This is a genomic window from Alicyclobacillus tolerans, from assembly GCF_048984885.1.
Taxonomy (GTDB): Bacteria; Bacillota; Bacilli; order Alicyclobacillales; family Alicyclobacillaceae; genus Alicyclobacillus_I; species Alicyclobacillus_I tolerans.
On the sequence record NZ_JBMGNK010000002.1, the window covers coordinates 2,978,982 to 3,001,524 of the forward strand.

At 44.8% G+C, this 22,543-nt stretch carries 15 protein-coding genes; 7 read left to right on the forward strand and 8 right to left on the reverse strand.

Annotated features, from left to right (window positions below; translation table 11 throughout):
• The first annotated feature begins 248 nt into the window (after window positions 1–248).
• The gene (locus tag ACOJUR_RS15125; RefSeq protein ID WP_420950450.1) at window positions 249–2,585 is read left to right on the forward strand and encodes an O-antigen ligase family protein; all 2,337 of its coding nucleotides are present in this window, start codon (window positions 249–251) and stop codon (window positions 2,583–2,585) included.
• Between the two features lie 106 nt (window positions 2,586–2,691).
• Here ACOJUR_RS15125 and ACOJUR_RS15130 read toward each other — a convergent pair whose 3' ends face one another.
• Window positions 2,692–3,153 (reverse strand): EAL domain-containing protein, encoded by a 462-nt coding sequence (locus ACOJUR_RS15130; RefSeq protein ID WP_420950451.1) that lies wholly within the window; start codon window positions 3,151–3,153, stop codon window positions 2,692–2,694.
• A gap of 115 nt (window positions 3,154–3,268) precedes the next feature.
• Here ACOJUR_RS15130 and ACOJUR_RS15135 point away from each other — a divergent pair, with 115 nt between their 5' ends.
• Window positions 3,269–4,555 (forward strand): IS110 family RNA-guided transposase, encoded by a 1,287-nt coding sequence (locus tag ACOJUR_RS15135; RefSeq protein ID WP_420950471.1) that lies wholly within the window; start codon window positions 3,269–3,271, stop codon window positions 4,553–4,555.
• A gap of 388 nt (window positions 4,556–4,943) precedes the next feature.
• On the opposite strand, the gene ACOJUR_RS15140 is transcribed toward ACOJUR_RS15135, so the two are convergent.
• Both ACOJUR_RS15140 and ACOJUR_RS15145 read right to left on the reverse strand, forming a co-directional pair.
• Complete coding sequence (locus ACOJUR_RS15140) at window positions 4,944–6,245, reverse strand: EAL domain-containing protein (RefSeq protein WP_420950452.1); 1,302 nt, start codon at window positions 6,243–6,245, stop codon at window positions 4,944–4,946.
• A 389-nt stretch (window positions 6,246–6,634) separates the two neighbouring features.
• Complete coding sequence (locus ACOJUR_RS15145; protein WP_420950453.1) at window positions 6,635–8,032, reverse strand: hypothetical protein; 1,398 nt, start codon at window positions 8,030–8,032, stop codon at window positions 6,635–6,637.
• A 441-nt stretch (window positions 8,033–8,473) separates the two neighbouring features.
• Between ACOJUR_RS15145 and ACOJUR_RS15150 the strand changes: the two genes are divergently transcribed.
• Window positions 8,474–11,359 carry a peptidoglycan-binding protein gene (locus ACOJUR_RS15150; protein WP_420950454.1) on the forward strand — a complete coding sequence of 962 codons (2,886 nt, stop codon included), beginning with the start codon at window positions 8,474–8,476 and terminating at the stop codon, window positions 11,357–11,359.
• A gap of 95 nt (window positions 11,360–11,454) precedes the next feature.
• On the opposite strand, the gene ACOJUR_RS15155 is transcribed toward ACOJUR_RS15150, so the two are convergent.
• Genes ACOJUR_RS15155 through ACOJUR_RS15165 form a run of 3 tightly spaced genes read right to left on the reverse strand, consistent with a single transcriptional unit; the run spans window position 11,455 to window position 13,152 of the window.
• On the reverse strand, window positions 11,455–12,153 hold the full coding sequence (locus tag ACOJUR_RS15155; RefSeq protein ID WP_420950455.1) for a J domain-containing protein: 699 nt from the start codon (window positions 12,151–12,153) through the stop codon (window positions 11,455–11,457).
• Window positions 12,154–12,555: a hypothetical protein gene (locus tag ACOJUR_RS15160; protein ID WP_420950456.1), complete on the reverse strand. Its 402-nt coding sequence runs from the start codon at window positions 12,553–12,555 to the stop codon at window positions 12,154–12,156.
• Between the two features lie 51 nt (window positions 12,556–12,606).
• Complete coding sequence (locus ACOJUR_RS15165; protein ID WP_203114783.1) at window positions 12,607–13,152, reverse strand: NAD(P)H-dependent oxidoreductase; 546 nt, start codon at window positions 13,150–13,152, stop codon at window positions 12,607–12,609.
• Between the two features lie 445 nt (window positions 13,153–13,597).
• Between ACOJUR_RS15165 and ACOJUR_RS15170 the strand changes: the two genes are divergently transcribed.
• The 4 genes from ACOJUR_RS15170 to ACOJUR_RS15185 all read left to right on the forward strand — a co-directional run bounded on the left by ACOJUR_RS15170 (window position 13,598) and on the right by ACOJUR_RS15185 (window position 18,984).
• On the forward strand, window positions 13,598–15,670 hold the full coding sequence (locus ACOJUR_RS15170; RefSeq protein ID WP_420950457.1) for a peptidoglycan D,D-transpeptidase FtsI family protein: 2,073 nt from the start codon (window positions 13,598–13,600) through the stop codon (window positions 15,668–15,670).
• A gap of 87 nt (window positions 15,671–15,757) precedes the next feature.
• Window positions 15,758–16,741 (forward strand): phosphodiester glycosidase family protein, encoded by a 984-nt coding sequence (locus ACOJUR_RS15175; RefSeq protein ID WP_072873269.1) that lies wholly within the window; start codon window positions 15,758–15,760, stop codon window positions 16,739–16,741.
• Between the two features lie 48 nt (window positions 16,742–16,789).
• A complete protein-coding gene (locus ACOJUR_RS15180) occupies window positions 16,790–17,797 on the forward strand; it encodes a hypothetical protein (protein ID WP_420950458.1) in 1,008 nt (335 codons plus the stop codon).
• 80 nt (window positions 17,798–17,877) lie between these two features.
• Window positions 17,878–18,984, forward strand: a complete 1,107-nt coding sequence (locus ACOJUR_RS15185) for a L,D-transpeptidase family protein (RefSeq protein WP_420950459.1) — start codon at window positions 17,878–17,880, stop codon at window positions 18,982–18,984.
• Window positions 18,985–19,037: 53 nt separating this feature from the next.
• Here the strand turns inward: ACOJUR_RS15185 and ACOJUR_RS15190 are convergent, their stop codons facing one another.
• Window positions 19,038–20,126, reverse strand: coding sequence for a sulfite oxidase (locus ACOJUR_RS15190; protein WP_420950460.1), 1,089 nt, complete (start codon window positions 20,124–20,126; stop codon window positions 19,038–19,040).
• A gap of 153 nt (window positions 20,127–20,279) precedes the next feature.
• The gene (locus ACOJUR_RS15195; protein WP_306953254.1) at window positions 20,280–22,460 is read right to left on the reverse strand and encodes a penicillin-binding transpeptidase domain-containing protein; all 2,181 of its coding nucleotides are present in this window, start codon (window positions 22,458–22,460) and stop codon (window positions 20,280–20,282) included.
• Between the last annotated feature and the right edge of the window lie 83 nt (window positions 22,461–22,543).

A 22,543-nucleotide genomic window follows, 5' to 3' on the forward strand; every position in this document is an offset into this window, starting at 1 on the left:
CTTTGGGCTTGTCTCAGAAATATTTCTCTGTATGGAAGCACTTAGCCCATGCTTGCTAGCCCGAATGCTTAATGAAATGCAAAACAGGCTGCGATTCATTTCCAGCCCTTCTTACTATAACCGAGCTTGTCCAAAGGGCAAAGTCAAAAAGGCTCGGTTTCAACAAAATGTGACATTTTTCGATCTAGCTCTCCTTGCCCCGTGATACAATACACATGATTCGAACACAGTATTGGAGGAATTGTCCGTTGCAGTCATCCAGCATCCGAAATTTGAGTCAACATCTTTTTTGGATTGCGCTATCCGCTTTCATTGCCTGGATGCCTTTTTATAACAATGGCGTCTTTTTTAGCCGCGGTCACGCGCATATCGATCTCGTTTTGCTTATTCTGCTTTCATTCTATCTTGTCTTTCGAATCATTTCTTGGTTTGTGGACAAGCCCTCAACCGGGGAAAAACCTTTATACGTACATCTAAGTTGGTTTGATGTAGCTTTTGCTGTGTATGTTATCCTTTATCTCCTCTCGCTTTTTTATGCAGCCAGCCTGCCGCTGGCAGTTGAGGGCGCTCTGGATGCTTTAGCGCTTATCTTTCCCTTTGCGCTGATGCGTAATTATGGGCACTTCTCGCTTGCATCAACTTATCTATTGTGTGCACTCGGGATTTCGTCTATAGGTATCAATGCTATTGGCTTTGCCAACGGCTGGGGGCAACTATTATTTCCAAGCGCTATCACTCTTTCACCAAGTCTGCAAGTATCGTCTGTTTTCCAGTACCATAACACGTACGCGTCATTTGTAACGGCGATTGGACTTGGACTAATGGCGTATTGCGCACTTTCACCACGATGGATTATGTTGCGCGCGTTTTTTACAGGCATGGCCGCTCTTGATTTTGCTGGCTTGCTTCTTTCTGATTCTCGTGGCGCATTACTGTTTTTTGTTATTGTTCTCATCTGTCTTTTGATTGGACTAAAGACACAAGAAGGCAGCCAGGTTGCCCGTTCGCGATTTCTGCTCTTTTTTGCCGCTGCATGGGTGGGAGCTGGTTTATCTTACACGCTTCTACGCTCAGCCATTTTGCATCAGGATGTTGGTAACGGCTGGGTTGCCTTTGTCATTGGAATCGTACTGCCATTCTTTTTAGTTCTCGCTTTTTCTGTTCCCTTTCGAGACTATACGAGCGTTCTCCTATCTGCCAAAAAAACTCTACCTGTTATTACCATTGTCTACATGATCGGTATCCTTGGCATAGCAGCTATTAAGTCAAAAAGTTTTCTACACAAGATTCACAGCTATCATGTCCATCAATTGTCAGTCATACAACGTTTTATTTTCTGGCGAGACGGATTGCGCATTTTTGCCTATAACCCTATCAGTGGAAAAGGTTACGGAGCATGGGCAGCCATGTTTGAAAGAGTAGAATCCTACCCATATTACAGCACGCAGGTACACTCGTTTTTCATGGACACCTTAATGAATATTGGCATCTTGGGAATCTGTGCCCTGCTCTTCGTCTTATGGCCACTCTTGCGAACTGTGATTGCCCCATGGCGCACCATTCTTGAGACAGATGTCTCTATTGCTGGCAGACGGGCACTATCCGTTATGGCTTTGATGCTGTTTGCCCACAGTCTGATGGATTGGGATTTTGCCTTTCTTTCCATGGAATTTCTGTTTTTCCTCGGTGTCGGTTCTGCTTTTTCCTTGCGTTCACATCTATCTGGACAAGGATTCTCTGTTCCTTTACATGGTTGGTTGATGCGAACGGCAACGACAATCACATGTCTGCTTTGTCTGACTGGATTGTATCAATCAGCGCAAACTGTCCACGCAGAGAATTTAGTGCGAAACGCAAACGCCACACTCAGCGAAGAGGGACGCATCAATCTATACGCTGAAGCCGTGCATATAGTCCCTTACAATACAACCTATTTAACAGATGAAGCCAACGCATTTTTGGCAAACGGATCAAGCCAACAGAATTTGCAACAAGCCATCTCTATCTTGCAAAAAACTTTACATTTCGACCCATATAACGCTACAGTGCAATCTCAATTGGCGACCATCGCATTTGAGGATAGGCATTATTCTCTCGCCTACGAGGCTGCAGCGCGAGCTTTCCGTAACGCTCCTTTCTTCCCTTCAAATGTCAGTCTTGCGATTAACGCCGCCACCATTGACGGAATGCAAAAAGCTCCGAGTAATCCTAGCGTGGCAAGACAAAGACTTGTTGCTGCTCTCTCACTCTATCAGCAGTACCAAAAAAACTTGTCAATCGTTCAGCATTTGCCGCCCTATCTGCCGCCGATGCAACCGTATGTGCTCGATTCGTTCACCTTCGACTCACTGGCAACTGCAGAACTTGGCATTGGCAACAACCAGATGGCCATACAATTTGCCGCTAAAGAACTGGCAAACAGCGACAAACATACTCGAGACGTAGCCAAAATGATAACTTTAATTGCCCAACAGGGAGGACTCCCCGCCCTTCAAAATCCTACTGTTCTGGCTTTTGTCAAAGAGCGGCAAAATCTGCATAGTAGCTATGCACTGCTTACGAACTTGCGATTCTTAATGCCCTAGTGAATTTTTTGAGCCACTCCGGTTCGATCCAGTTGTGAAATAATGGCGCACCGATTTCGGTGCGCCATTGATTTTTAGCTTACATCATGAGTTGGAAAAGAGAAAATCACAGTATATTTTCTTGCGATTCCATACTGCCTGAAACAGAAGTCGAATATTTGACTACTTTTTCAAATTCAACAAATGGCATAGGTTTGCCTAGCAAATATCCTTGTATATAATCGCAGCCGTGTTGCTGTAGCCATTGCAATTGCGGTACTGTTTCTACTCCTTCTGCGACAGTGGAAATTCCTAGCTGACGAGCCAGTGTCAGCATCGAAGCCACAATTCGCTCATTGTCCCGATCCGGCTTGTCCACCTGAGCCAATTTACGGATAAATGATTGATCGATTTTGATGACATCCGGTCGAATATCGAGCAGATAAGTGAAAGAGGCGTATCCAGTGCCAAAATCATCAATGGCTATCATCACACCGAGGTCTTTCAGCTTTTTGATCATTTCCAGATGGACGGCACTGTTGAGCATGACGGTCTCTGTGAGTTCGAGTTTTACTTGAGAAGGAGCCATTCCTGTAATGAATTAATTTCGGGTTTGAAACAAAAAGAGCGCCTCCTGTATGCTGGGTTCCGAATGCAGGACATTCATTCCCTAATTGAGGAGGACGCTCAACGTGAAGTATAAGATGCAACAGAAGCAAAATCAACGAATCCAACAAATTACCGACGCTACCATCATTGTGGGAGCGGACATTGCGAAGCAAACGCATGTAGCGAGAGCCATTGATTTTCGTGGAATTGAGCTCGGTAGAGAGTGCGTTTTTAGCAATGACGATGAGGGTCTGACGAAACTCGTAACGTGGATGACGGAGTTGCAACGGCTGCACGGCAAGACGGATGTCGTCTTTGGCGTTGAGCCGACCGGACACTACTGGTTCCCGTTAGGTGCCTTCATTCAAGACTTGAACGTTCGATTCGTGCTCGTGAATCCGCATCACGTCAACAAGAGCAAAGAGTTGGAGGATAACTCGCCGACGAAGAACGACTACAAGGATGCTAAGGTCATTGCGAATCTCGTGAAGGACGGCAAGTACACCGAGCCCAAACTCCCAACAGGTGTCTATGCGGATTTACGAATCCTCATGAACCTGAGGGAAAAGGTTATGGTGAATCTAGGTCAGGTGCAGCGGCGGATACAGAACTGGCTCGACCGGTTCTTTCCGGAATACACCCAGGTGTTCAAGGATTGGGAAGGCAAGGCATCTCTCATTACACTGCGTGAGTCTCCGTTTCCACAGGACCTCGTCTTACTAGGCGCCAGTGAGATTGTGAACCAGTGGAAAAGTGGCGGTGTGAAACGGGCTGTCGGTATAAAGCGAGCAAAATGGCTCGTAACAGCCGCTGAAAAGTCCATTGGTCTGAAAGAGGGACTCAAGGCTGCTCGGTTGGAACTGACGGCTCTACTGGAGCAATACGACATGTTCACTCGGCAACGTGACGAAATCATGGCTCAGGTGGAGCAACTGCTCAACCAGATTCCAGGCACTGACGAGATGCTGAGTGTACCAGGGATGGGTGTAACGACACTTGCTGGCTTCCTGGCTGAAGTCGGTGACCTTCAGGGATATGACCATGGGCAGCAGATCATTCGGCTTGCTGGACTCAATTTGAAAGAAAACAGCTCTGGCAAGAGAAAAGGGAAAACTGGCATCTCTAAACGTGGACGCTCACGGCTGAGGGCACTTCTATTCCGAGCGATATTACCGATGGTAGCTACGAATCCAGAGTTCAAGGCTTTGCACCATTACTATACGACACGAACATGCAATCCCTTGAAGAAGAAACAGTCGCTCATTGCGCTGTGTGGAAAGCTCATTCGTGTCCTGCACACATTGGGGACAAAGCAAGTACCGTACAACTCTGAAGATTTACTGGGACCGCTTCGGAAGTCCCAACTACAGATGGCTGCTTAACTGATTCAAACTCGTACTTCAACTTACTCGCTTGTGAGACACGATGAAAGACCAAGACAAACGAAAGCACGGATAAGCCGTAGTAACTATTCCATAAGGGCAACGACCCAGCAAAGGAGCAAGAAACGGCATCCACCCCTTGAGAGGTAGAACGAAGGAATGTGAGGGCATAGACCCAGTGTGACATGGGAGGGTAAACCGCAAGGGAACGTGTGGACATCCAAAGGTGCGAACATCATTATGTTCCATGTATTGGTAAATTAACGCCAATCTCTGTTCCTGCCACGGAGTATCCGTTTGAAAATTGGCACATCTAGCATTCTGGCAATCCCTCTCAAATTGTCAAGGTGCGTAATCGTGAGAATGAGAGAGTAAATAGAAGAAAACATTAATTTATAGTGGGAGGAATGATATGTTGAGAAAATAGTTTCAATAAATAGGGATAAAATTTCGGATGCTCCAATTGATGTACAGAACAATTAATCGAAAGTATCAATGGAGACTCCAAATTTTGACGATATAACGATGAGAAATCTTGAAAAGCCTGTTGTAAGACGTACTCGCCCAAGTCATGAATCATGCCTGTTCGTTCTACCACTGGAATAAATTCAGCAGGAGAAATTGCACCATTCGGTCCATTCAGTCGAAGCAAGGTTTCTGCAGCTACTAATTTCTGGTTGATATCAAAAATCGGTTGATATGCTAGATAAAATTGTTTTTCATCCATAGCATCTCTGAGCAAATTATAAAAATGCTGACGACGAAGTACATCCATGACCATCTGCGGATGATAACAAAGCTGAGATTTGCCGCTGCTACGTGCTAAGTGTAATGCTGTCAATGAACGTTCTATGGCTGAGTTGATTTTCTCAAAAGCATCTAATTCAACAATAGAATTGATATAGAGACCACCTATAATGCGTGGACGAAATAAAAGTGTCTGTGAAAAATTGTTTTTCTCTAATTTTTTCATCAATCGAGCAGCCCAGTTTACAGCTTCTTCCTCATCCTGAATCGGATGAACGAGTAGAAATTCGTTCCGTTCTGACTGACCAAGATATATTTCAGTATCACAAGTTTGCGCTTGCAACATCAATTCTTCCATTACATGGTTAGCCATTTTCCAACCGTAAGCATCTGCCACAATGTAAAAATTATCAAACGAAATCGCAAGAAACAGTAGTTTTCTCTCATCTTGCAAACGTCCAAAGACACTGCTGATTTTTTCTTGCAGCCAACTTTGATTGGGAAAATTCGTCCGGCTATCAAAATAAGCCAGATGATATAAAGCCTGTTCTGAACGAATCTGTGGCGTAATATCACGGCATATAGCAAACGCATAAACCTCATCCTGAACAGTCAGAAGTTGTGCTGTGACTTCAACAGTCAACAATTTACCACCCTTACAAACATGTACAGAATGGTACTGCTTAGGAACAGCCTCTTCCAAAGTTTCGAAAAAAGAAGAGAGCCGATTATGCAAATTAGGATGCACAATTTCTTTAGTACTTTTCCCTATCAATTCTTCTCGGGAATACCCAAGCATACAACAAGCAGATGGATTGACATCCAAAATCACACTTGGAGTTTTATAGGGATCTAGTTTGCAGATATAGAAGGCATCTTCTGTTAATCGAGAGAGAATAGAAAAATCCGATATAGAGAGCATGTGGTTTATGGCATCTTTCATGCTATTTGGAGAAGAGAGATTGTCCAGTCTTATCACCCCAATTGGGAAGTTAATCCGTATGCCGAAACGATTGAGGACAAATGATTCTCTACTCCAACCAACCTGATTTCTACATATTTTTACAACATTCAACAAGATTCGACATTTTTATTATGCAAAGGAAGCTATTGCTAGGAAATCACTGTCCAGATTGACTTTAACATGAAATTCACACAAAAGTATACTGTCTGTACCAGTTCTTGTTCCTCATTTCAAAAAAATTTAACTTTATATTCTAGGCATCCTATATTTGTTCACCTTTGGCATGTTTTTAGAGAACTATTTTAAGAAAAAAGAAACTGCCAAAAGGCAGACAAGCCTTGCTGGCAGCCGAAAATCACTGATAAACATTAATAGACCGATTTACTATTGATTGCATAGTTTTTGGTGCTCCATGTAAACCAACGAATCCCAATACTCGGTGCATGACCATCACTCGGATTTCTTACAATGAGGCTGTCTGGCACCGGCAAGTTGCCAAGTTCAATCACCGTATTATTCGGATTGGTTGTATAGAATGTTAACCCGCGTATATCTGCAAGCGTTGGCATATACGACCCGTCCACTGGATCGACCACACCATCGATGTGAATGTACGCTTTGCCATCTCCATAAGTGACATGATAGCGAACATACTGTTGTACGACATTGTAATTCAATAATTGGCTGGTGGTTGCGATGAGCAATTTTTTCTGGTCGTACTGACCGGCTAGCAACCATAGAGCATCTATCGCATTCGGTGGTAAGGGCAATTTAGTGTTCAGAGCCTCCAAATGCTGGGCAATAATGCTGTAATCATGATGTTGCTCAAGCCATTCCAATTTTTGACGAGTAATCTGCTCCGACAAATCACCAACCGTCCAGTTCCATTCCGGTTGACCGTAGCGGTTCCATCCGTTGCTTGTGTACCTCCAGAAACCCCAAACTTTATCGCCATTGGGCAATCGCATAGGATAAATCATGGATGACATACCAAAATGGTCATTTGCTCCATCCGCCCAAATAAAGCGAACACCGTAAGGAATGGTCATATCAGCATGATAGTATGGCGACCACGGATTGGCTCCTTGTTGATATCGATAAAACCGCGTAAGTCCAAAATCCCCCATATCATCTACATTGCTTTGATTCCCATGGTCTGTCCAAACAGTAAGGTAGTCTCCATTGGCTTTCAACGCTTGAATAGCCTGTGCTGCAAGCTCGGGTGAAAAACGAGTTTCAAACGGGTCTTTCATCGTGAAATCGCCCCACGAATGAAGCGTGTCTATCCAGCCTACGTGGATATAGTAGTTCAATATGCTTGCCGCGTAGGGCTGATTACTGGTGCCTTTGAACCAGGAAAGTTCATGTGGTTTGCGAACATTACCGTAGTCGATAACTTTGTCAGTGTTACTGCCGTTATACATAAAGAAAGAATCCGCAAAAGGAATGCCTATGCCATAGTATCCAAAAGGCGTCATGTCGTGTGTATTGATAAACTCATGGATAAGATTGAATTTGCGCAGCGTCTCATGATCTGCATCTGATGAAATGGCGAGCATAGCCTGATAGGGATATGGAAATTTACGCATCCCCAGTACCTTCGGCGCCTGCTGCGTGCTAGGTTGCAAACTGAGTTCTTGCGTCATATTCCCAGGGTTGGTTTGAGGATGTTTGATTTGCTGCAGTCCATAAATCCCTGTTCCAATAGCTGCCGCCGCAATAACACCAGCAGCCCAAACAGGCCAGATTTTTTTATTTTTCTTCATACAATTAACCCCCGTAAAGAATGAAATTCCGCTTCCCCGTCGCCACTCTTTATCTTTTTCTCTACTGATTCGGATGATAGCACGGCTTGCTATAGGGCTCAATGACGTAAAAGATAAAACTTTTCTTATTTAATTTTGAGAAATAAAACGATTCAAATTGACAGGATTCGACCATTCCTGCTACAGTTTAACTAGGATCGTGTAACCTACCACTGTAGCCTATAATCTTATACCTCTTCCATTTTATTGCTATACACGCGCCTCAATTGCCTTGCGGACTCCATCAAAATCGACAGGATGTCGCACTCGGGCTGTTGGAGAATTTTTCTTGCGACGGTCGCAGTTTCTTGTTTTCCAGCGACCCTGTTGATTAGAGAGCCAAACTTGAGGATTCAACAATCCTGTTCATTCACAGCAAACTCCAGCAATCGGAGGTAGGTCATGAAAAAAACATCTCTTCTTGTCAGTCTTCCGGCCGTCATCATGCTAGCCGCATCGGTCAACACGGTGGAGGCAGCCACCCAGCCATCCGCATCGTCTATGACAGTTTCCAGTCACGCCAAAACCATCTATTTTAACCAGCAAAAAATTACACAAGCGTATGCAGTCGTGGCAAACGGCACCACCTACATGCCACTTTGGTATATTCAATATGCTTTGCAAAGCATTGGTGTCTCTTCTAAATGGATGCAAAATGTATGGTCGTTGCAAGTACCCTCCATTGTTCCCGTCAACGATTCCCATTTGCCACAGAAACCAAAAAAACTTTCGCCATCCACAGTTGTCATTCGTCTCAATCAAAAGACGGTTGACTACATTCCTGGTTTGGTTCATGTCGATCCGGCCAGTGGACAAGCTGTAGAATTCGTTCCAATTTGGTATGTGAGTCAAGTTTTGCAAAGATTTGGTGTACAAAGCGAATGGAACGGGAAATCTTGGTATCTTAGCAATCAAGCTAGTAGCGGTGTGACCGTTACCAGCACAACTTCCAGCAAAAGTTCTGAAAGCAGCCAGTCTTCTCAAAGCAAGCAAACAACAAGCAAAACGGGTAACAGCGCAAGTTCTACTAGCGGATCGGCCTCATCTACCGCATCTTCTCAGCAATTATCAGATAACCAATCGAGCAGTACTCCACCTATACAAATGGTGAAGAAAACGATATCGTTTTCTGGCAATGTCATTTCTACACCTTATAGTTTCGTGGAAAACGGTACGACATACATGCCTCTCTGGTACGTAGGACAAGCTCTGAAAGCAGCCGGCATTGCAGGCACCTGGAAACCGGGTGAATGGTCGTTGCAAGCCCCTTCCAATATGACGGCTAAGCTTTCCAACCTGCCTTCCGTGCCAAAAACCCTTCCTCCCAATACGGCTATTGTCAAACTGAATGGCCAAGCCGTTTTGGTTGTGCCAACTTCAGTGCAAGTCGATCCTGATTCCAACAGCCCAACTACGTACGTACCCATCTGGTATATTCAACAGGTGCTCAAGCGCGTTAACTTGCAAACCACTTGGAATGGCAGTGAATGGAGTATTCCTGCTCCCAGTGCAACTAGTCCATCGAGCAGCGGCACAAGCAGCAAGAGTAACCCAAGTGGCAGTTCGCAAGGGAATAGCAGTCCAGACCCAAGTACCTCTGCGAATGGCAGTACCAGTTCAGGATCGGGCAGCAGCGGTGACCCACAGGGAGGCTCTAGCTCAACGCCCAGCAGTTCAAACGGAACCAATCCGAGTTCCAGCAGCAGTGGGACAAGCAATAACTCGGCAAGCAACGATCCCATTATTGCCCAATTCGGGGATACCGGACAAACTGTCCAATTGCTACAAAATGATTTAAACATTGTTGGAGACAATGTAGGACCCGTTGACGGAATTTTTGGCCCCATGACTGAGGGAGGGGTCAAAGCGTTCCAGCAATCCGCAGGTTTGCCTGTGACGGGTATTGTTGACCAGACCACTTGGCAGCAACTACAGGTAGCCACTTTACAAGCTGAAGAAAAAAATGGATTCCAATTCAACAACAATCCGCCACCTTCCAGTAACACTTCAGGAAGCAGCAGTTCTGCTGGCGGCACTTCATCAAACACTGGTTCCAGCAGTACGTCAGCAAATAACGGACCGAGTTTTACCAATGTGGATTTGCGTTTTCCAGCTCCTTCTGACGTTACGGCAAGCAGCATCGACAGCTACCTGTCGAGCAACGGATCGCCCATGACCGGCTTAGGAACTGTATTTATGCAGGCGCAGAATACTTACGGTGTAGACGCAAACTATCTTGTCTCGCACGCAATTTTAGAGAGTGCCTGGGGTAAGAGCCAAATCGCGCTTGCGAAAAACAATTTGTTTGGTTACGGAGCATACGACAGCAATCCAGGAAATGATGCTGGCATGTTCCCGAGTGAAGCGTATGCCATTCGTTTCCAAGCTTGGGAAGTACGCAACAACTATCTCGATCCGTCCGGCTCACTTTACGTCTCACCCACCCTGACTGGCATGAACGTCAATTACGCAACCGATCCCAACTGGGCGACAGACATTGGCAATTTAATGAACCAATTTGCCACATCTCTGGGAAGCTCAGTCAATGACTATGTACAGTACACGCCGAATGACAACCCTCCACAACCTGCGTCTACAACAGAACCTGTCTTTTTGATGAATGGAGCCGTGGGCAAGGTTGTGGCCGATCCCGATTATAACGGCTTGCCTTATTACAGTTCGATGGGCGAAGGCGAATCGAACATGTTTTTTGGCACACTCTCTGAAGGATCCTTTGGCAGCAATGTCGCTTCCGTACAGGAGTATCTGAATCAAGTAGACAATGCTAATCTTACGGTAGACGGACAATTCGGACCGGATACACAAGCTGCTGTTGACCAATTTGAACAATCCCACAACCTTCCTGTCAATGGACAGTGGGATTACAGTATGTGGGCAATGTTTAACCCTGCTCCACCGCAAATGCTAAAAAACGGCGCCACTGTTCAAGTTGAAGAGATGAAACAAGGAATGACTGGCGGCATTGTTACTGAATGGTATGACCTGGCCGGGTACGGTTGGGTAGACTCCAATTATATACAGTTACAGAATGTGTATCGTATTACCGTGCCTGACCCAACTTCAACCAACACAGAAGTAACCGTGTATAACGCTTCCAATCCGAGCCAAGTGTTGACTCAGTTACATGCGGGCAATTTTGTGGTATGCAATAACCCAGCGCCAAATAGCCAAGGCTATATCACTATTCAATTTGCCAATCAATTGACAGGACAAATGGAAACGGGGCTTATCTCTACCAATCAGGCTAGTTTGACACAGCAGCAATAACCATAGAGTTAGTAAAAATTGCCCATACGCACAAAGGCGCCTGCCATCTCCATTGAACTGAGATGCAGGCGCTTTCCACTTTTCACATTTTTCGTCTATCCTCGCGATTTCGACGAGGGATCTTGATTTGACCACTCATCCCACAGAAAGAGAAGAATTCTTAATATGCCGATGCCACCGAGAACAGCGCTTGTCCACAATATCCAGGAAACATCCCATGAACTTGATGTACGAAGGCTTGCCCAAATAATAAACAGTAAAATACCCGCTCCTAAAAACAACAAACCGTAGGTGACTGACCCAAACCCGATGGAAGTCTGAACATCCCATGAATCTATAGGCGTTTCATGATGATGATTTTTAGGAGGCAGCGGACTTTGAGTTGAGTCTTTTTTCCCATCTGCTTCTTTCTTCATATGTTCAAAGGAGCGGGAAGCTTTGGCCCAGTTCTCCATTTCTGCCTGGCGAGCCAGATCATACGAGGCACGTCTCTCTGGATGACTTAAAATACGATAAGCTTCCTGCAATGCCTGAAAGCGTTTGGCTGCCAATTCGTCTCCTGCATGGCGGTCTGGATGCCAGACAAGAATTTGCTTATGATACGCTCGTTTGATTTCTGGCATGCCAGCGGAAGCTGATACTCCAAGCACTTGATAGAGTGAATCCGATAAAGGCTCATGGCAAATTCCGCAACGAGCCCTTTGCACAGCTTCCAGTTTAACGCGATTTTTTGCGCTACAATGCGGACAGAGCAAGACCCTCTCCACTCCGTTGTACTCCTCGCGTGATGACATTTACCGCTCCTGTTGATCTTCCGTTTGATTTTCTGCAATATGCTCTGGCTGTTGTTTCTTCTGTTCTGCCATGGAGCGCAACGCGGCTCGATAAAAAGAATCACTGCTACCCGACATAACTGGTTTGCGCTCCGGAGAAGGTTCTAGTTCTTCCCGCGGTGCTTCACGAGAAATGAACGACGCGGTTGCCTCAAGGTTCTCTGCCGCTTCTTCTGTAAGCGGTGGGCGGTCGGTTGTTGTAGGAGCATGACCAGAATTTTCAACTTCCATAGCTTCCGAAGCTCGGTTCTCCTTTTTTCCCTGAGAGTTTTCCGAATTGGAATCCAGCGCACGCCAATTAAAGAAAATCAAAAGAATGCCAATTACAACAACTGCCAACACAAAAATAACCAGAAAATTCATGCTCTCTTCCCCCATCCGCCCATACGCAGTGTTCCTGCTGTAAACCATGGTTTATGCATGGTCAAATAACTTCCCCGCCACATCAGCCACACGTCTTCCAAGGACGCGACCGAGTACTAAAAACTCTTCCGCTGGTGCATTCATAGGAGCTGAAGCATCTTCTTCTACTGGGCAAGTTACACCAAGACCATAATAACTTCCGTACAATACGTTTTCCGGCACATTGCCTGGCAAGCCAACGATAATCATACCGTTGTGCAACATGGGCGTCAGTAAATTCATTAAGGTCATTTCAATGCCCCCATGAACAGTTGCAGTGGTACAAAAAGCTGCACCCACCTTGCCCACCAATTTGCCTGTTGCCCAGAGATGCCCTAATTGATCTATCCACGCTTTCAGTCCAGACGAAATAGTGCCAAAGTGTCCTGGACACCCCCAGATAATAGCGTCCATCTCCGTCAAATCACGCGGGTTGGCATCCTGGACATGATGCAAAAACACTTCTGCCTGCGGTTGAGTGCGCGCCCCTTCTGCAATCGCTTTAGCTAAAACTTCTGTATGGCCGTTTTCACTGTCATAAACGATATAAACTTTCACAAAGACGACCTCCTCACGCCGCATCACCCGAAACCATCTTATTCTTTCAGTCCTGGCTAAACCAAGCAATCAGTTGTAGATATGAATATTTTAACTTCTATATTATCTTGCTGACCCGATCTTATCGAAGCCTTATGGAAGAATCAACCTCACAATTTAAAACCCAAAGTAAACTTGTGCATGCTTGCAATATTTTTTTCACAAAAGTTTGCTATTAGGTTTCCCAATGACATTTCTTTCTTATCCATCGAGGATACATTTCAAACACTTTATTCTCCTGGCACCAAGACTATCCAATCATAACAGCCAATAAATTGAGATAAAAAGATGTTTTTAAAATTGTTCATTTCTTGACTCACCATTTTCAATGCAAATTTGATTATGATAAAAGAGTCGCTTCATCGATTTATATTTTTATCTTCCTATTCAAAACGCGGAGGAGCTTATGGCAAAAAAGAGATCGACCAAAACTAGGAGAAAAATGCCAGCCAGCCGACTTTGGTTTATTTCCGGCATGACCACTCTTGCGTTTACCAGTTTGATTTTACGAATGGGTTATTTACAGGTTGTGCAAGGCGCAACATACCGAACGGATGCCTCCAATGTAGCGGTTGTCTCCACTCCCGTTTTACCTCCACGAGGCTATATTTACAGCAGTAATGGCACCATACTTGCACGCGATCAATATATCTATGATGCCTATCTGGCCAGAGTCCCCCATGTGCACCAAGATTATCGGAAAATGGCTGAATTATTGGCTCCCATCTTTCATACGACAGTTCAGAAACTTTTACAAAAAATGAACACCAGTCCGTTATCCCCGCAAGTAAGGATTGCACAAAATTTATCTTATACCGCCATTTCTTATATTTCTGAACATCATCATCAACTCCCCGGTATTGAGATTCAAACTGATTATGTACGCCAATATCCACTAGGCGACTTGGCCGGACACATTCTCGGCTACGTGGGACCTATTACCCCACAAAATGAATCGTATTATGTCAATAAACTCCATTATTTAAATAACCAAACAGTCGGTGAAACGGGTATCGAAGCAGAGTACAACAAATATTTAGAAGGAAAAGCTGGATATGAGCAGTATTTAATACACAGTAATGGCAGTGTTAAAAGTTTGGGTCTATTACCCCCGCCTCAATCGGGGGATAATATCCAACTTACCATCAATTCGGCTTATCAAGCAGAGGCGCAAAAGATTGTTTCGGATTTTATTCAACGAGACGATGTGATGCGATATGAAATTAATTCGGCATCTGCCGTAGTTTTAAACGTCAAAACAGGCGCCGTATTGGCTTTGGTCAGTTATCCATTCTACAATCCAAATTGGTTTGTGGATGGAAACTTAATGAAACATGAAAAATATCTTAACCAAACTTCAGCCTTAATTGATAATGCGATTCAAAGCCCTGAATACCCTGGTTCGTCTGTTAAACCTGCCAATGCACTTGCAGGATTGGAAACGGGAACGATTACCCCCAATACGATAGTGGATGATAAAGGCTATCTGAAGATTGGTAACCGCATCTTTCACAATTGGTATCTTCCAGGTTTTGGACCTGTCAATGTAATTCTAGCCCTTGAGCATTCTGACGATACTTTCTTTTATCAACTGGCCATGTGGTTTGGCGGCTGGACAAACCAGCACTATCCGAATCACGAATCCTATACGCAATGGGTTAAAACTCGATTTGTTAAAGCGATGGATACCATCTTTGGCTGGGAATACAAGTTTGGGCTAGGTCAATTAACGGGTATCGATCTTCCCGGAGAAGTCAAAGGACAATTCTACGAAGAAGACACAAAGAAAAATTATGAAGAAGTGCCTTACCCTTTGCTCAAAGCAGAAGCAAGTATGAAAAAATATGGGTACTTCAATAACTGGGGCGCTTTACCAGACTTGGCATTTGCTGATATTGGACAGTCCCAAGAGTTTACGCCGATTGAAATGGCCCAATATGTGATGACACTTGCCGACAAAGGCGTGAAGTATCGACCCTATATCCTTAAAGCTATTTACCCGGCCAATGAAGTACCAGGAGCACCAGGCAGCAAACCTATCTATACTATGCATCCGAAAGTTCAGGCTCGCATTCAACTCAATCCTAAAGATTTACACGCTGTATATCAAGGCATGTATCTCATGGCCAATGCTCCAGGCGGTTTGCTGTATCAAGGAGGATTTGCCGGATCGCCCTACCATGCAGCCGGAAAAACGGGAACTGCACAAATTGTGCTGAATGGCAAACGCGTAGACGATTCTGTGACCATTGCTTTTGCGCCCTTTCATCACCCACAGATTGCTATTGCCGTAATGGTTCCCGGCGGTGGAGCAAGTACGACTACAGCGTCCCATATTGCGCATCGACTCTTTAACGCTTATTTTGAGATGCACCATGAATATTTCCCTCAAAGTCAGTGGCTTTCCGATCATTTTCAAGCAACTGCCTGGCTGCACTCCTTTGCTTACAAGCAACCTGAAGAAGGTGTGTTGCCCTAAGAGCGGATCGAGAACATGGTTCTCTCTTGTTTTATCTCTTCGATAAGCATGAAACTCGACTTTTAGGAAATGGAGTTGCGTTATCCTATGTTTGTAAGACGTGCCGTCCGTTTCATTTTATACAGCATTATGGCGGTTGTGTACGCATTTGTGTTGGGCTCCCTTTTGCTTTTCCATGGGCCATTTCCAGCAGTTCGACAATATGTGATTGATTCACTGGAAACCACCATGCATGGATATTTACTTGAACCATTGGCTTTAGATACACTTCCTGAAAAAGTCATTCAGTCGGCAAAGCCTCATCTTCGCGACATCCAACAAGCATCAACGCATGTCGTGCGAGAAAATTTTCTACATTCTAAAACGACTGCTGTCCGTATAGAGACTTATCACGGCAGCACATACACTGCCGATATTATGTTTATTCCCGATCCGACCCGTGTTCGAGTGGGAGTCACAAAGTATATCGGTAAATTTGGCATGACATTGAGTGAAATGTTGAATTATTACCATGCTATCGGCGGCATTAACGGCGGAGCTTTTCAGGATGTCCAGCACTGGCGGGGAACTGGCGGGTCGCCTCAAGGTATTACCATTATGGACGGGAAAGTCATTACCGATCAACAATCCAGTAACCAAACCGTCATTGCCTTAACCAACGAAGGTCAATTAATTACTGGCCCATACACCTTGTCACAATTGCAAAAACTGCATGTAACGCAGGCACTGACTTTTGGACCTACGCTTGTTCAAAATGGACAAGGAATGATCAAAAACGGCAATGGTGGATGGGGATATGCGCCACGAACCGTGATTGGACAAAAATCTGATGGAACATTGATTTTTATTGTGACGGATGGTCGAGGTATTCACGGCCCTAACGACATTGGCGCCTCACTTCTGCAAATGCAAAATTTAATGTTGCGACTTGGAGCTGTTACTGCCGCCAATTTAGACGGCGGTTCATCGAGTACAATGATGTATAACGGGAAACTTGTCAATCAACCGACAGACGTGTTAGGTGAAAGAGAAGTCGCCACTGCTTTCTTAATCTTTCCAGCCGGTAATTGAAAGGTATGATTGATTATGGCAAGGACTGTAAAACGTTCACATACTGTCATGGCAATACCTAAACAACAGAAACCACAAAAACATGCGCAGAAACAAAGGCATTTGGGCAGACGCATGTTCATGGTGGCAGCTGTCATTGCTGTTGCGGAATTTTTGTTTTTTCAACACTATAATGCTCTATTGATTCATTCCGAACAGAGAGCACAAAAGGTTAGTTTGCAACTGAACCAGCAGCAGCAAAAAATATCTCTGATAGCCCAACAACATCTAGACTCTATAGAGAAGTTATATTCTCCTTTGGTATTGACTTCACCCAATCGAAATTATGTGGCTTATGTTAATTCCAATGGCACGCTCAAAATCAAAAACTTATCTACCGAGAAATTGCTCTACTCGAAAACATTTTCCAATCCGATCACGTTTTTGCGCTGGATTCGCAATGATGAAGTTTTTGTAGGCGAAAATGATGGTAATGGCCAATTGGTTTTAAAGACGGCCAATCTCTTGACAGGTTCTACTCGCTTAATTCAAACGTTTGCTGGTCTTTCCCCTAATGCGCAGTTTCTTAAAATTACTGATAGTCCTTATACCAACGACATGTACATTTTAATTGCCGACTCAAGCAGCAGTGTAGTCTATCACTACGATACAGATGGAAATATGTTTCAAACCCACTTTGGCGGTTTAGATATCCGCAATATCTCTGTTTCAGAAACGGGAGATATTCTCTACTTTGAAGATTACGCCGGCGGAACATTTAATGTTGGATATTTAACACAAAGTCCCCATCTCAATCACTGGTCAGTGCATTTGATCCAGCAAAACGCTGGTTTGATAGGATGCGTAGGAAATACTTTTTATTACGCCGCTATCAATCAGCAAGGTTTAGCTACTGCCGTCTACAAATTTGATTTGCAAACCGGGCAGTCCACCTTGGTGGAAAATTTGCAAACGCCAACCATTGCTCGCTATATCGACATCACATCGACTGGAAAACTGCGAGTGTTAACCCACCCTGCCCATTACGCCATTCTAACGAGCAACAGCAATGTATAAGTTTTGTGTCACAAAATAGCTCGCCATAACGTCTATCCAGTAACATGAAATTTTTCTATAGATATGGATAACAAAACGGGGTGAATGATGTGCGTTTCTCTCGCTTCACTGTTGTAGGCGTTTCCTTGGGTCTGGCTATTTTGTCCACTGGTTGTGGTGTACTTTATTTAAAATCCAGATTATCTCTTTTTCCTGTTCCACAATCTCTGGCCCCTAAAGTTTTGCAGTCTTCTGACCATACAAATCCAACTCAATCCACAGTGAAGACGGTCTCTTTACAACAAAGCACCAGTCCATCTTCCAACAGCCATCAACAGAACTCTGTCACTCCCTCATCACCATACCCCAGTTTTGGCTTGGGAACCACGGGTCCTGAAGTTCTGGCGTTAAACGAACGTTTAGCTGAATTGGGATATCTGCCTGTGACGATTGAAGGCAGCGCTCCGGACATTACTCTGAATAACATTCAAAATCCACCACAAGTCACATTTGTTTGGAAGTATGGAAATATTCCCTCTACCCTTCAAAACTTGTGGCAACCTGACACTTATACCGCATTAACCAGAGCTGCTGTCATTGCGGTTGAACATGTCAATAACCTCACCATTGATGGAATTGCCGGACCAGCCGTATGGCAAGCTATTCTTTCCCCTAACGCCGTCGCAGATCCGCATCGCTTTACATACGTGTTGGTTTCCAAAAATCCAGCACCGGAAACATTGCGCATCTGGAAAGATGGTGAGTGGATCTATCAGTCTGTTTGCAACACTGGTATTCCTGGAGCGGGTACACCGGACGGTACATATGCTATCTATTTACGCTTTCAATCACAGACCATGCGTGGAGAAAATCCTAATGGCAGCAAATATGTCGATCCCGGTATCCCAGATGTTAATTATTTTCACGGAAGCGATGCTATACACGGGTTTATTCGAGCCAGTTACGGGTTCCCGCAGAGCCTTGGTTGCGTAGAACTGCCGTATGCTCATGCTGCACAAGTTTGGACACTTGTCCACTATGGAACTCTGGTGACCATTCGCGGTCATTATGTGGCACCCTCCAGTGTGAGCATCACAACGACTTCATCTTCAACATCACCTTCCAATCAGGGATCAGAAGGCAACACGGATACAAGTCATTCACAGCCTAGCACAGCGCAGTCTGTCTATGTCCAAAACGTGAACTGAGTTGTCCGCTGGAATCTTTCTGTCTATGGAAGATTTGTACCAAGCGCTTTAAATCAAGCCTTTCCGTGCAGTAAATTCTCTGTCAGTTTTGCATCGGCGACATGAACATGTACGACGTGAACAGCATCATTTTGATAGCCTTTGCTATTCCATTTCGCTTTCATCGGTTGAGATTCGCCAAGTTCGTTGGTCGCTTTGGCCATCAATGTATAGACTCCCGGTTGATCAACACGCCAATCCAGCGACCAGCGCCGCCATGAATACGCTATATCCGGATCGAGCAGTTGAGCTTCTCTCCAATGTTTCCCTCCATCCGTGCTTACTTCTACTTTACTCACAGAATGCTCTCCAGCCCAGGCATAACCGCAAATAACATGCTGGCCAATAGCGATTTCTTCTTCTTCCGTTGGAGAAGCTATCGAGGAATTGATGACAACGGAAGAAACAGGCTTGGCATGTGGATAATCATTGGGTTTCTCTAGAATGACATAATCGATACTTTGAAAAGGCCCCTTAAATGCTTCTTGAACTACACGAATACGATGCAGCCACTTCACTGAAGCCATAGCATAGTACCCCGGCACGAGAAGACGCAAAGGGAATCCGTGTTTGAATGGCAGAGGTTGACCATTCATCTCTAGTGCGAGTAACGTATCGGGATGAAGCGCTTTTTCAAGAGGCAGGCTTCTTTCAAAAAACACCTGTTCCTCCATATCCGGACGCTGGCCACTATCAAGTCCTTGAAAAACAACTTCTTTCGCTTGATTGGATATTCCAGCTTGTTCTAAGACATCTTTGAGTCGCACGCCTCTCCATTCAGCATGGCTAATGGCACCAAGACCAAATTGAACTCCTTGCGCTTTCTTGTCCCATAACGACCTCTTATTACCTGCACATTCAAGAGTCGCTGGCAAGGTAACCAAGTTCATCTTCAGTAAATCTTGATAAGTTAACTGAAGGGGTTGAACGACCATACCTTCTACGGAAAGCGACCATTGATGGACATCCACAAAAGGGTATTCAAAATGATTTCTAACGTAAAACAATTCATTGGGAGTGATGAGTTGTGGTTCTGTCATCATTGGATATTCAAGATTTTCCGATGGATAGTAAGAAACAGGCTTTACATGAATGTCACGCAATCCAAAGTACCCTCCAACGTCCAGAAATGTAAATCTATACATTGACTTGTCTAGACGTCATCTTCACCATTCCATCCCTTTGTTATACAAGGATAGAGAGAAATGAAAAGGGCAAGCATCACGTGGTTGCACTCTAGCACTCTGAGCGTTGACTTATGAAAGTGTCGGAGCCTGCAAGGATACATGCACCTGTTCACCTGGATAAACGGGCTGACCAGCAGCAATCGAACTACCGACCACAAATCCCGAGCCAGAAATGATGGGGTGCAAGCCAAAATCGTGTAAGAGTTGTAGCAGAGGTGTTAACGTAAGACCTCGGATCGACGGCATTTTTTCTTGAGTTCGGCCTGTACTTGTCCAGACATAAATGGGTTGAGAAGCTTGGACCGAACTACCAGCCAGCGGCCACTGACGGAGAATGGTTGATCCGTTACCGTTGACCACAAGCGACCCTGCTAAACCATGAGCCACCTTTTGGGCTTCCTGAACAGAATCTCCAATTAAACTGGGCAGGTTCTGGATATAGACAGTTTTTTGGGCAGGATGAGTCAGCATAGAGGTTTGGGCTGAGGTAGCCGTACGCGGAGCTATGCCATAGTAGTTCATTAGATCTTTCATGACTTGGCGTACGGCTGGTGTAGCCGTTGTGCTGCCCCATGTATCGTTGACAGGCAATTTAGGCCAGTCTACCGCACAATAGATAACCACTTTCGGCGCCCACCCAGGAGCGAAGCCTACAAAAGATGTGATAAACCTGGAACTATAAAATTTCCCTGTCTTTGGATTGACCACTTGAGCCGTTCCTGTTTTCCCGGCAATCTCATAGCCTTTAATATACGCTGCGTTGTCAATACCTTGTGAAACATCGAGTATCATACCGTGTCGCACAGTTGCCAATACAGAAGCAGGCGCAATATCGCGTCGGACAACATGAGGCTCTATGGTTTTAATCACTTTTCCCTGTGGAGAAATAATTTTTTGGACTACATAAGGCCGATACAATGTTCCACCATTGGCAATTGCGGAAACACCATCCACAAGTTGAATCGGGGTCACGGCAATACCTTGACCAAAACCTGTGGTAGCCAATTCGATTTTACCTTCCTGTGAAGGCGGGAAGAGAATGGAGTCACCTTCATCCGGCAAATCGATACCCGTTGGTTGGGTAAGACCAAACAGGCGAAGATAATGCATTAAATTACTCCAACCCACCCTCATGGCAATCTTTGCAAAACCTACGTTGCTAGAGTATTCAAGCGCCTTTAAAAAACTGATTCTACCCCAACCCCAGTAGTTCCAATCATGAATGGTTCGTCCGTCAATGGTGATTTTCCCGGACATATAGGTTTGATTGAGGTTAATGGAATGAGTCGCCAATGCAGCCGTCAAGACAAATAGTTTAAATGTCGATCCCGGTTCAAATGCGGCTGACACTCCCCAATTTTGATCGAGAGCGTTGGAAGTTGCGGTCCAGTAATGGTTTGGATTAAAATCCGGCTGATTGGACATGGCAAGGATTTGCCCGTTCCAGGGATCCATGACAATCATGGTTGCATGCTCAGGGTGAAGCTTTGCATTTAGATTTTTCATAACGTGATCGACAAAACCTTGAATGACCGGATTGATGGTCAGTTCCACAGAATCCCCCGGTTTAGGCGCAACAAGAGTATGCACCGTTCCAGGCAACGGGAATCCTAACGCGTCTTGTTTATAGACGATTTTTCCGGGAGTCCCTTCTAAGAGCTTGTTTTCCTCCGCCTCTATCCCCATTACTCCCTGACCATTAGGACCGACATAACCTACTGTAGCCGCCGCAAAGCTACCAAAAGGATAAAATCGTTTTTCTGTGGCTGTAAAACTGAAATCTGTCGCATGCTTTCCATTGCCGTACAATTTTTCAATAGCATCTTTGGCGGTCGCAAGAATAGGCTGGTTCCATTGAATCCAATCATACTTTTGAGCAATCAGGGGATAAATTTGGCTATAAGGAAGGTTTAATATTTTGGAGAGATTTTGCGCTAAAGCTTTTTTATTAGAAAAATCGGAGATTTTAATATCCATCATATAAGCCGGCACATCATAAGCAATGGGCTGTCCTGCAGAATCCAGAATCTCTCCGCGTGGAGCCAATTCTACCTTGGATACATCTTGTACCTTAGCCGCTGCTGTGAGCAATTCATGGCCCATGGCGTGTTGAATGTTGGCAATCCGCAAAATAACTAGACCAAGCGCCGCAAGTCCACCCACCTGCAAAGCTAACATGCGTTTTTTATGACGGCTTGAGTGTTTTTTCATGATGATTTTCCCAGGCTTGTAACCTTGCTTGCCTTTCAAAAAAACCACTTCCTTAAAATATCCTGACTGCGGTTATAGAAGGGGTGGCCGCTGATAGTGAAAACCACCCCGATGGACAACGG

Bases quoted from the DNA above. Each gene is read 5' to 3' on its own strand.
- ACOJUR_RS15150 (WP_420950454.1), top strand. From the start codon at position 8,474: ATGAAAAAAACATCTCTTCTTGTCAGTCTTCCGGCCGTCATCATGCTA.
- ACOJUR_RS15135 (WP_420950471.1), top strand. From the start codon at position 3,269: ATGCAACAGAAGCAAAATCAACGAATCCAACAAATTACCGACGCTACC.
- ACOJUR_RS15175 (WP_072873269.1), top strand. From the start codon at position 15,758: ATGTTTGTAAGACGTGCCGTCCGTTTCATTTTATACAGCATTATGGCG.
- ACOJUR_RS15140 (WP_420950452.1), bottom strand. From the start codon at position 6,245: ATGAAAGATGCCATAAACCACATGCTCTCTATATCGGATTTTTCTATT.
- ACOJUR_RS15170 (WP_420950457.1), top strand. From the start codon at position 13,598: ATGGCAAAAAAGAGATCGACCAAAACTAGGAGAAAAATGCCAGCCAGC.
- ACOJUR_RS15130 (WP_420950451.1), bottom strand. From the start codon at position 3,153: ATGGCTCCTTCTCAAGTAAAACTCGAACTCACAGAGACCGTCATGCTC.
- ACOJUR_RS15180 (WP_420950458.1), top strand. From the start codon at position 16,790: ATGGCAATACCTAAACAACAGAAACCACAAAAACATGCGCAGAAACAA.
- ACOJUR_RS15145 (WP_420950453.1), bottom strand. From the start codon at position 8,032: ATGAAGAAAAATAAAAAAATCTGGCCTGTTTGGGCTGCTGGTGTTATT.
- ACOJUR_RS15155 (WP_420950455.1), bottom strand. From the start codon at position 12,153: ATGTCATCACGCGAGGAGTACAACGGAGTGGAGAGGGTCTTGCTCTGT.
- ACOJUR_RS15160 (WP_420950456.1), bottom strand. From the start codon at position 12,555: ATGAATTTTCTGGTTATTTTTGTGTTGGCAGTTGTTGTAATTGGCATT.